This window comes from Photobacterium lipolyticum, assembly GCF_003026475.1.
Classification (GTDB): Bacteria; Pseudomonadota; Gammaproteobacteria; order Enterobacterales; family Vibrionaceae; genus Photobacterium; species Photobacterium lipolyticum.
The window spans coordinates 157,242-169,037 of record NZ_PYMC01000009.1 but is presented as its reverse complement, the minus strand read 5'-3'; the positions used below and the strand labels follow the sequence as shown (position 1 = coordinate 169,037).

Sequence of the window (11,796 nt, the reverse complement as noted above, 5' to 3'; positions counted from 1 at the left end):
GAGAAAACGGTCTGTTTCTCCTTTTTTACTTTTTAACCGCTATGGTCAAAAGATTTACACTGTAAACAGCACCAATAGTGCTATTTATATACCACGAGCAACATCATCAAGGGCAGATAGGACCTGTTCATTGATGTGACCTTCATGGACCAACTTGCATACCTTACGGCGTACGGCAAGCCCGGAGATCAGGCGCTCAATCGACAGATGACGATCATCTTGTCTGCTGTTGTATAACTCGACGGTTTTACTCAGCGTTTCATACGAGACAACTTCACCGGCGACATGGAGCCAATCAAGCTTCTCTAAGAAGCTGTGGCACTCTTCAGTGATTGTTGTTACTGAGTGCCCGGTCATAGCCGATAAAGCCGTTATACTGCGTTGTAGCGCTTCTGACGAAGTATATTTAGATAAGACTATCGTCAATTCGTCTGCGTTTATCTCAACCAGATGCTTTCTCAGCTTAACCCGACGCCCTAAACGTCCCTTCGGACGGCTTGCTTTACGCTGGATCGGTTCGAACTCGCCATCAATGATCGCGGAAAGCTGATCAAGCTGCTGTTTAGGCATGATCTCGTTACGCAACGGGTTAGGCATCGTCGGCGCCATGTTCCGCTTACCTTCATTGGTGGTTTTTGCCCGGGAGTATCGGATCACTTCATCGGCATCGCATTTGATATCGATTTGATAATCGCAGTAACGCTTGTTGATGTCTTCCGGTGTGATCGTCAGATGGTAGCCCCACAGATTAACGGCAAAGATCTCATCGGTGATCTTATCTTCCGCCAACTTACGCAGCTCGCGGATCAAATCGGATGAAAAACGGCGCCATTCAATATTTCGTCCAAGTTTCTGATTCAACTCGCTCAATAACATCGAATCGTTCACCCGACGCGACATACGGGTACGGAAGAATGTGTACAGCTGGAACACTAACGAATGCTGACGCAGGATCTCAGGCGGAAACAAGAAGAAATAATCACGGGTTAACAGTTCATCGAAGAATGACGGCTCCCAAACCAGAATATACAAGTTTGGCTTGATCCGGATCTCTCCGTCATCCCCTTCCTGTGGGGCTTCTTCGGATGCGGTAATGGTGCGCGCCAGGAATCGGAAGCGATCACTTTTAAAACCTTCAGGCATATTTTCACTTAACCAGCGCCCGGTTAATTCATGCAGCTGAAAATCGGTGAATTCGATTCGATCAATACTCTCACGGATCGAATCACGAGCCGGGCCGCTATCTTTTTTACCACGCAAAGCCAGGATATCCGTGATATACACCGGGGTTTTATTACCCATGGTACGCGACTGGATCTCATAATCCGACAGATGATGGTCGTGATACTGAACGGTGAGGGTAAACAGGGCAAAAAGGGTCATCAGATCATCAACGGTCATGATTGCTTTCGACGATCGTGTTTCGATGATCGCTTTAGAGCCGCTGATTGCAACCATGGCTTTCTGATAACTTTTTTTCGTTCGTGGCGGCGCTAATGCCTGATCAATGATCCCGGCCCAGCTGGTTGGCGAAACAACAATTTGATCCGCTTCGTCCGGCATGCTTGGGGGGGTACCCAAGCCGTATTCATTCAGCAGGCGGCGATTTACATGATTTTGTGCCAAGGCCTTCGAACGTTTCTGCTTCTCTTTTTCCTTGCTCTGCTCTGAAAGCAGGCTGCCCGTACCAAGCTGTGAAACCAGTAATGCTGGATTGATAAAATGATGCAGCATGGTTTTACCCGCCAGGCCTTCTTCAAACCGGACTGGCTGCTGGCTAAATAATCCGACCGTCACAGCAGCTCTCAGGCGCTGTTGGATAGCAGCACGGGTGAGTTGACCTTCTGTCGCTTCGACAAGCTCTGTCGTCGATACGATCCCATCCTTAGTCGATAAACCACGTAGCGAAATCAGATTCAGCAATTCAATAACGCTTCTGGTTACGCCTTTGAAGTGCTGATACTGAGGTAACCAGTCCACGAGTGCTGGTGGGATCGCAAACAAGTGCCCGTCTTTATGGGATCTTGGTGCTGGAATTAGGATTTTCTCGATATTGTTTTTATTGCTAGTTCGAGCCGGTTTCATTTGCCATTAGCCGTAGAAGCATCATTTTTCCGAAAGATTAATCGAAAAAGATCAATAAATAAAGATCTTTTTATTTAAAGATATAAATACTGATCTTTATGATTATTAGTGATCTATATGATGTAGTGATCTAATGATCCGGGCGGAAATATCTTTGTAAGAATATGATTTAAAAAGAGATTAAATGTACCCAAAAGGGAACGATGATCATGGGATGTTCGGAACGCTGATCAACATCAAAGTGAAAGCATGATCATAAGGTGTTTGGAAAGATGATCATTAGCAAGACGAAACAATGATCAATAGCATCCTGTAACGATGATCAAGAAACTTTTACAGCTTACCCACTGAGTTATCCACAGCTGGTAATGCGGTTTTGTGATTTCAGGAATGTACTTGTTGTTTTCGGCCCGGAAAAATGATCATAGAAGGGTAATTTCATTATCTTCAGAGGCTATTTTCTCTGCCTGGTGTATTTTTGAGCATAGTTGAAATGACATCGGCCGTAGCTGAGTGGTTATTTTTCATTTGTCCGTTGTCGGAGCGATGATCATGGCCTGTATTGTGTATTTCAATATGATGAAAAGCTCTACCTTTGTGGGTTCTCGTTGTGATGTGTGGTGTTAATCGGTCAGATAAAGCCAGGTAGAATCTACATTCTCCGTAAATTGGCGGCTAGTTAGCATGCTTCCGAACAGGATCATAAGATCGACAAAGAGACGGCTCCTTCTTGATCATATTTCCGATCTTTCCTGGCGGATGGCAACGGTTATCTTGTATGTATACCTAGCGATTGTTCTCTTGATCATTGTTTCAGACAGCGGAGTAAATGGCGGAACAATGATCAAGTCGTTTTGGATGAATTTTGTTCAGATGATTCTTATCAGGATCTTACTTCACTGGTTTTCGTATGGAAAGCCGATTTCAACCTGATTTCGCCCTAAGTGATCGACTTGAACGATGATGCTGCGGATATAATCGTCATTGTTCAGTGTTTTTTAATTGAAATGACAAGCGCCGTAATTTTTGCTGATTTTTTCACGCTTCCGGAGTAATAGAGTATATTCCAGCAAATCAGACCAATTTACATTGTAAAATGGTGACGCTGTAACAGTTGAAATGTGTTGTAGTTTTGCGTGGCAAATTAAACGCCAAGGTAAAGGGAACTTCACGATAATGCGTATGTTTTACTTCATTGTCCTGTTTTTTACTTGCGATTAACATCACATCGAGATGTTCAGCTTTTTATTGTTACTGCTTGATTTTGCTGTACAATAGAGCCATCAATAATCATGGCGAACAATAATAATGAATAGGGAACAGACGATTCAAAATTTGCTCAATATTGCAGAGCAGACTAAACAGGTACAAGCTGACCGTATCGAAATCGTATTAGAAGAGCGTCGTGATGAACATTTTCCCCCAATGTCAAAAGCATTGATGGAAACTCGTTCAGGCTTAACGCGTCGTAAATTGGATGATGCGATTTCTCGTATGGAAGCGACGGGCCATCAATTTACAAAAAATAATGCCAACCATTATTCTATTACGCTAGATGAAGCACATGAATTGATGAAGGCGGCGAAAAAGCCAGCCTTTTACGAGCGTGAGGGGGCTGGCCGTAAGCCATGGATTGTTAATGTCCAGAACCAAAAAGGCGGCACAGGTAAATCAATGACGGCGGTACATCTGGCGGCATGTTTAGCGCTTGATCTCGATAAGCGTTATCGTATTTGCTTAATTGACCTCGATCCACAAGGCTCTCTGCGTTTATTCCTTAACCCGCTGATCAGTGTAGGCGAGCAAGATACCATTTATTCTGCTGTCGATGTGATGCTGGGTAATGTGCCGGAAGGTGAGGAAATGAATAAAGATTTCCTGATGAATAACGTTGTGATGCCAACCCAGTATCCTAATTTGAAAACCATTGCCGCCTTCCCTGAAGATGCGATGTTTAATGCTGACGCATGGCAAGATTTAGCCGTTAACCAAGATCTGGATATTGTTCGTCTGCTTAAAGAGCGGATGATTGACCCCATCGCCGATGAGTTTGATGTCATCATGATTGATACGGGGCCGCACATTGATCCACTGGTCTGGAACGCGATGTATGCCTCAAATGCGCTGCTCATTCCATGTGCTGCTAAGCGTCTTGATTGGGCATCAACGGTAAACTTCTTCCAGCATTTACCGACCGTATATGAAATGTTTCCGGAAGAATGGCACGGGCTCGAATTTATTCGTCTGATGCCAACCATGTTCGAAGATGATAACAAGAAGCAAGTTTCTGTATTAACAGAAATGAATTACTTGCTGCGTGAGCAGGTTATGATGGCAACCGTTCCACGTAGCCGGGCTTTTGAAACCTGTGCCGATACCTACAGTACTGTCTTTGATCTGACTGCTGCTGAGTTTGAAGGTGGCAAGAAGACCTTGTCTACAGCGCAGGATGCAATTCAACGAGTTGGTCTCGAATTAGAGCGAGTGATGCATAGTCACTGGGCCAACTTAAACGAGGAGTAAAAGGACGGATGACAATTAAAACCAAAGATCTCAATGCTCGTCTGTTTGGTAAAGCGGATAAGCGTCGTGCAACCAACGCGACTGAAGCACAAACGGCAGCACGTGATAAAGCCGCTGTGATTGAGCTTGCGGTTGCCGGCGAAGGCACCGTTGCGTTTGAATTAGTCAAAATTAATGCGGCTGAGGTTAAAGACAAAACCCAGGTTTTTTCTGAAAATGCCCGTGAGCAAGCTTTTTTAAACGAGCATGCGCTCGCTGATATTCTGACGACGTTGAAAGATCGTGGCCAGCAATATCCTGCGGTGGGGCGCTGGCTTGACGATGGCCGAATTGAAGTCCTAGACGGTAGCCGTCGTCGCATGTCTTGTATTCTGGCAAGTAAAGACTTCTTAGTTTATGTCGCGAAGGGCATTAATAGTGAACATGCCAAGTTCCTGTCTGATGTCGCGAATGCCCATAAACCACTGTCTTTATATGAACGTGGTAAAGAGATGCAAGAATTGCTTGCCAGTGGCAAGGTCGCAGATCAAAAGGAATTAGCTAAATATTGCCAGTGCAGTGAAGCACTGGTGAGCGGGGCATTGAAAGCGGCTACTTTGCCAATGGAGTTGCTGATGGCCTACCCGAGTGTTGGTGAATTAGGCCGTCCGACGATTGTGAAACTGCATCGTATTTATTTTGCGTTGCAAAAGCCGGATCAACAACAATTGATTGAGCAGCTGACATCCGTTGACAGTCCTTTATGGCAACAGATCAATGTGCAGGGTATTACGCGTATTACCCGTGAAGTAACGATGAAACTTGAGCAAATGGGCGAAGCTCTTCAGCCTAAAGTGCTGGTTGAAAAGCTTAAAGCACAGGAGCTGGTTAAAGGGAAAGCGATATATACCCGTGACGGTGACAAGTTGCAATTGAAGCTCAAGAAGATGACTGAAAAGCAAGTTGATGAGATCCTTGCTTATCTGAGTGATTACCTGAAATAGTTCAATGAATCGAACTTAGTCATAAAACCACGCTTTTTAGCGTGGTTTTTTTTTATTGGCTGCATCTTGAAGGGATTTGGGTATATGATCGCGGTGTTGTAGTTAAATACCAAATCCATTAAATAATGAGTATCATCATGTCGGAACTTTATCAGTTTGCTTCTCGGTTAGCAGCTCAGGCAAAAGAGGCCAATTGCCGTTATTTAGTGGTGTTAGATGGCGACCTTAATTGGGCGACTAAGGCCAGTCAGATTTTTTTATCTCACTATCACCGGACGTTCTGGGCTGGCGATAATGCCCCTGATCACATTGCCTCACTGCCATTGAAAAAAGCAAAAAAGCTGCTGGGACAGGAAACGGATTGTCTGGTGTATAATGCGCATCTTGGTTTTGATGCGGATGCGTTTGGGGCGTTATCCGGCACGGTGACCGGCGGTGGCCTGTTGTTGTTAATGGTTCCGCACGCTTGGTTTGATCAAGCACAGGCACAGCTCCCATTCATTCAACGGTTAGCCCATTTATTCGCACAGCCTGATGTCTTGCATCTCCGACAGTGCCTTTTTTTTGCTGATGATCAGTTAAATTGTTCGCTGCCACTGCTGCCAATGCCAGGTATTGCAGATGCGGACTATTTTGATGAGACGTTTGGTTGTCTGACCCTGGAGCAAAAAAATGCAGTCGAGGCGATTCGGCGGGTTGTGACCGGACATCGAAAACGACCATTGGTGCTTACGGCTGATCGAGGCCGTGGAAAATCATCGGCTCTAGGTATTGCGGCAGCCAGTTTGATGCGCGAGCGAAACATCAAAATTGCCGTCACGTCCCCGGCTTTTGCCAATGCCAATACCTTGTTTGCTCAAGCTGCCCGATCCCTGAATATTCCTTTTCATCAGCAGAAAAATCTCAAATACCAAAACAGTGAGCTGATGTTTATTGCTCCTGATGCCTTATTATCTATGGACGAGGGTGTTGATAAGCCTGAGATAGATTTTTTGGTTGTCGATGAAGCCGCGGCGATACCGGCTCCCCTGCTGAAACAGATGCTGACTCGATATAATCGGATTACCTTTGCTACGACTATTCACGGCTATGAAGGGACAGGACGCGGATTTGCGATTAAGTTTCGTCAGCAGTTAGAGCGCCATGCACCGCAATGGCGTCAGTACAGTTTGTCCCTGCCGATCCGCTGGTCCCGACACGATCCACTGGAAAAATGGGTGTTTAAGGCGTTGCTGTTAGAAGCCGATCCCGCCGATGTTACTGCTGCGATTGGATCTTGTCAGGTCCGATATCGCGTGTTATCCACGGAGTCGTTGATTGGTGACGAGCGGCGTTTGAATCAGTTATTTGGTTTGTTGGTCAATGCCCATTATCAGACGACGCCGTCTGATATTAGCCAGTTGCTTGACGATCCAGCCATGCACCTTGTGGTTGCTGAGATTGTGGAGCCAATCAGTAGCACGTATCCAGATTTATGCTCTGGGCAACACTCCCAGACAGAAGACGATTTGGCTGCAAGCAACATCGTCGGTTGCTGTTTGCTCTCTCTTGAAGGTGGGTTTGATGAGCAGTTTGCTGAACAAATCATGCTGGGAAAACGTCGTCCTAAGGGGCATTTATTGGCGCAATCTATTGCAGCACATATTGGATTAGTTCAAGGTGCCAGCCAACGATGCGCACGTATACTCAGAATTGCCGTGCATCCTGATTGCCTGCAACGTGGCATCGGCACGGCTCTGTTAGCCCATGTCAGACAGTGGGCTGACGATCAGTCTTTGGACTATTTGGGTACCAGTTTTGGTGTTGTCGGTGACCTGCTTTCTTTCTGGCAGCAAGCGGGGTATTCGCCGGTTCGATTAGGGATCCTCAAGGATGCCGCGAGTGGTGCCCATTCGCTGTTAGCCGTACTGCCCTTATCTGTGGATTCATTGTCTTGGTTCGATACTGCCGTCGCTTTGTTTGCTGCCAATTTTTTAGTTCAGCGTGTTGAACAATTCCGGATGTTAGAAGCAGACATTTTTGTTCCTCTTTATCAATACTCTCTTTCTCATAGTGCCTCATACCGACGCGCAGTTGCTTCCTGCGATAATGATCCGTTCGGGGATGTTGTCTTGTCCCCCATGGTAAGGTTACAGTTAATGAGTTATATCCGTGGAGGTTTGGGGTACGATCTGGCTGTTGCGAGTCTGGAAGTCTGGCTGGCTGAGTTTCTTCGTCAGCCTTCATTCGAATTAAATTCAGTCACAGAAATGGCCGTGGCAAAAGTGCTGCAAAAGCAAAGTTGGGAATTGATTGTTCAACGTTTTGGCTATGCTAGCCGCAGAAGTGCAGAGCAAGCATTACGGGATCTCGTTGCTCAATCATATCAGTGTTAATGGTAGGAAAAAGATATTATGCAGTTTTTGGTAGATACACATACTCATACTATTTCAAGTGGTCATGCTTATAGTACGGTTTTAGAGAATGCACAGGCTGCTTCACAAAAAGGCCTGGCGTTGTTTTGCGTAACCGACCACGCGCCAACAATGCCTGGCGCACCGCATTTCTGGCATTTTGCTAATCAGCGAGTGTTGCCTCGTTTTCTTCATGGTGTGGGTATCTTGCGTGGTGTAGAGGCAAATCTTATCAATATTGATGGTGACATCGATCTTGACCCGCGTATTACCGATCAGCTTGATTGGGTTATTGCCAGCCTTCATGAGCCTGTGTTTCGTCCCGTTGACAAAGAAACTCACACTCAGGCTTTGCTCAATCTAATTGCGTCTGGGCGTATCCATGCGATTGGTCATCTTGGCAATCCCAATTTTGATTTTGATTTTGAAGCTGTCATCACCGCAGCGATGAAACATAATGTATTGATTGAGATAAATAACTCGTCACTTTGTGGTTCCCGTCAAGGAAGCGAGCTTCGTTGTGAAGATATAGCCGCTTTTGTCAAAGAAGTGGGAGGGCGAATTACCACTGGCTCGGATGCGCATTTTGCCGATGATGTTGGTAATTTCACCCATGTTCGTCATTTGCTTAAGCAAGTAAATTTTCCGACAGAACGTGTAGTGACACATCATCCCAAATGTTTTCTAGACTTCCTTCAAGAGCGTGGTCAACACGGCATTGCTGAATTTTCTGTTTTCTAATGTCTTCCTGCTTTCCTTACTTATTTACAGTGTAAATTAGTAACCCCATTGCTTGGTTTACACTGTAAATCCTTCTCATGTTGTAAAACACTTGTTTTAAACGAAATGTTTAACAAGACAAAATAATTTACAGCGAGCGAAATTATCAATACTGGATTTCACCTATTCTAGAATTTTAGTCTAGAGTTAAAAGTCTTAGGTCGTTATCTTTTTTATAGTGTTCATTTTATTCGGATTTTAAGTTGAATTGTCATGTTAGAGACAGTTTGGACTGAACATTATAATTCTCGATTGATCGTATTTATTATTGAGCCTAGATAAGGAAATGATTGTCGCGAGGGGGTGTTATGAGCTTAGTAAAAGTCCAAAGCAAAGCGCTAAAGCGGTTATTTGAACCTGTCCATTCTTTTCGTACCAACCTGAGTTACACTCTGAATAATGGTGGTCTGGCGGCTCGTATTCGTAAGCATGCAATCTACACCGACTCTAACCTCTATGATGTCGGGGCCAGGGTCTCTGTTGTTCGTTTAAGTAAAAAAAGCATGATTCTAGACTCTGCAATTCCGATGGATGTGAGTGCTTCCTATGAATTGAGCCTGCAAGGGATCCCGCTTCTTGATGGTTATCTCACCGAGCAGTGTTCGAGTGCTATTAGCAGAGGTTTGTTTTGCTACGAGTTCCATCAAAATAATTGGTTAACAGACAAAGAACTGACGTTTTTGGTTTCTGACATCATTTAAAAAAAGCCCCGAGCTTCGGGGCATTAAAAAGGACTGAACCTGCTGTCATAATCGGGGGAAGAACAGCAAGTTTATGCAGAGGTCCTAGATTGTTATCTCCCTACCTCATAGCGATTATTGTGCCAATATTTATTGGCAGCCTTTTGAGTTGTTTATCTGTTTAGTTTCAATTAGTTACGCTCCGGATAATCTACAGAGCACTTTTACTTAAAAATTAATGAGTAGTTAGTGACCCAACGTTTAAATTGTTACGGGGCATTACTACCCATTTATTTTTGTGTTGATGTCGGTTATGTTTCCTGTAAGTCTCGCGAGGATGATTTTGTTCAATATTGGGTTGTTTATGCAGTCAATTTTAGAATAGCTATTCATGTTATCAACTCTACACCCATGCCTTAACAACGATATTGAGCATATAGTTAATTAAATCATTCCGTCTCTATCTGAATTGTGAACTCACTTCTACATCTAGTGTCCAACAATAGGTTAAAATGGTTGCATCATTTCACTGAGTATCATTACCTTACATAACCGTCCTTATGGTTCAAATATCGCACTAGAGTGAAAGGAGTTTCTCTATGTCGCAACAGCTTCTACAGCTGTCTCAAGATGGTCACAGCCTTTCTATCCTTGTGCAACCACAGCAAGGTTCTGTGATGGAAATCAAACGTGCCGACATTTATGCAGCTATCGCTGATCATCAGGCAAGTAATTTCTATTTGTTTGAGAATGCGATTGAATCTGCGTTGGAGATCTTAAATTCACCGGTAGCAGACGACACCAAAATTGAGCCGACAAGTCTACTTATTGCTGAAAAAAGAGATGCGACGCTTTTGGTAAAAACGGAAGCTGACTCAATGACGGCCTCAATCACGGTTGTCGGTGCTTATGGCGGCGAGCCTGTGGCAGGCAATACCCTTGTTAACGCACTGAAAGAAAATCACATCATTAAAGGTATTCGGAAAAATCAACTACAGGAACTGTTAGCCGTAGCTCACGAGTTGGATCCTGGTGAGAAGTTTACTTTACCTGTTGCTTTTGGCCGACTTCCGGAGAATGGGCTCGATAGCCAGTTCGAGCCATTAGTTGACGATGCCAGTCATCGTGTGTTGCGGCCACAGGCGACAAATGATGGCCGCGTAGATATGCGAAATTTGGGGGAGATGGTAACAGTAAAAGCGAGCCAGGCCATTATGCGCCGTATTCCCGCAACAAAAGGGGTGGCCGGCTTTAATGTTATTGGTAACGAACTTGCGGCCATACCGGGTAAAGAGTTCACTTTTGATGTGGGTGAAGGTACTGAAATCAGTGATATTAATGAAAACCTGCTGGTAGCGTCAAAAGCCGGCATGCCGATCATCAAAGGTAATGGCATGCAAGTTGATGATGCACTGATACTTAAGGGAGTCAATGTCAGTACCGGGCATGTTAATTTTGATGGTAGTGTGGTGATTAATGGCGATGTCATGACTGGCATGAAGGTGATAGCGACAGGCAGTATTACGATCAGCGGCGTGGTTGAATTAGCTGAGCTCAAGGCAGGTGGTGATATTGTTGTTGCAGACGGCCTTATCGGCAGGCAACAGCAGAAAGATAAGGACCTCGCCTGTTATATTAAGGCGGGAGGAAAAGTTACCGCCAAGTTTGCTCAGTATGTTGAGATTGATGCGGGGCAAGATGTGGCCTTTTCACTCCATGCGCTTCATTGCCAGATTCGGACACAAGGGGAAGTGACGGTTTTCGATCCGTCAAAACGCCATGGCACATTAAGTGGCGGCAGTGTCAATGCCGGTTACAGTGTTAAAGCCGTTAATATCGGCGCTACGGCGGGAGTACAAACCGAAATTACCGCCTTCAATAATTATCATGTGTTGCGTCGTCAGTTGGCTGATACGTATAAGTCTCTTGAGCATGAACGGGAACAAATGGGGAAAATCCGTGATGCGCAGTATAAACTATTGAAGATCCCATCATCACAGCGTCCGGCAGAATTAGTGCAGAAAGTTATTGATACACGAACCCGACATATAGAGAAAATTAAATCGCTAAAAGCGCATTACACTTGTTTGAAGAGTGAATATGACGTGTTACGCAAGACTGTATCCATTACGGCGTTTAACCATCTGTATACTGGTGTGAGTTGTCGACTTGAAAAATTAGTAATGAACGTGAGCCAGGAACATGGGCCGTGTAAAATTGTCTACAAAGAACAGATCCTTGAATTAGCCCCTTTATGATCCCTTCCATAGCATGATTTACACTGTAAATAAGGTGAGGCATGCTCCATTTTCCCTGTTGAATTTACACTGTAAATAGTCTTCTTGCTGGCAT

Annotated in this window: 7 protein-coding genes; 6 read left to right on the top strand and 1 reads right to left on the bottom strand. The window is 44.7% G+C overall.

Annotated features, from left to right (window positions below; all coding sequences use genetic code 11):
- Positions 1 to 84 precede the first annotated feature (84 nt).
- Entirely contained in the window at positions 85 to 2,085 is a 2,001-nt protein-coding gene (locus tag C9I89_RS13995; RefSeq protein WP_107283954.1) for a replication initiator protein RctB domain-containing protein, read from the bottom strand.
- A gap of 1,308 nt (positions 2,086 to 3,393) precedes the next feature.
- Between C9I89_RS13995 and C9I89_RS13990 the strand changes: the two genes are divergently transcribed.
- The 6 genes from C9I89_RS13990 (at position 3,394) to C9I89_RS13965 (ending at position 11,702) form a co-directional block, all read left to right on the top strand.
- A complete protein-coding gene (locus C9I89_RS13990; RefSeq protein ID WP_107283953.1) occupies positions 3,394 to 4,608 on the top strand; it encodes an AAA family ATPase in 1,215 nt (404 codons plus the stop codon).
- An 8-nt stretch (positions 4,609 to 4,616) separates the two neighbouring features.
- The gene (locus C9I89_RS13985; protein ID WP_107283952.1) at positions 4,617 to 5,591 is read left to right on the top strand and encodes a ParB/RepB/Spo0J family partition protein; all 975 of its coding nucleotides are present in this window, start codon (positions 4,617 to 4,619) and stop codon (positions 5,589 to 5,591) included.
- 137 nt (positions 5,592 to 5,728) lie between these two features.
- The gene (locus tag C9I89_RS13980) at positions 5,729 to 7,966 is read left to right on the top strand and encodes a tRNA(Met) cytidine acetyltransferase TmcA (RefSeq protein WP_107283951.1); all 2,238 of its coding nucleotides are present in this window, start codon (positions 5,729 to 5,731) and stop codon (positions 7,964 to 7,966) included.
- Between the two features lie 18 nt (positions 7,967 to 7,984).
- Positions 7,985 to 8,725 (top strand): phosphatase, encoded by a 741-nt coding sequence (locus C9I89_RS13975; RefSeq protein ID WP_107283950.1) that lies wholly within the window; start codon positions 7,985 to 7,987, stop codon positions 8,723 to 8,725.
- A gap of 347 nt (positions 8,726 to 9,072) precedes the next feature.
- Positions 9,073 to 9,465, top strand: a complete 393-nt coding sequence (locus C9I89_RS13970) for a hypothetical protein (protein ID WP_107283949.1) — start codon at positions 9,073 to 9,075, stop codon at positions 9,463 to 9,465.
- A gap of 578 nt (positions 9,466 to 10,043) precedes the next feature.
- Positions 10,044 to 11,702, top strand: coding sequence for a flagellar assembly protein A (locus C9I89_RS13965; RefSeq protein ID WP_107283948.1), 1,659 nt, complete (start codon positions 10,044 to 10,046; stop codon positions 11,700 to 11,702).
- The last annotated feature ends 94 nt before the right edge of the window (positions 11,703 to 11,796 follow it).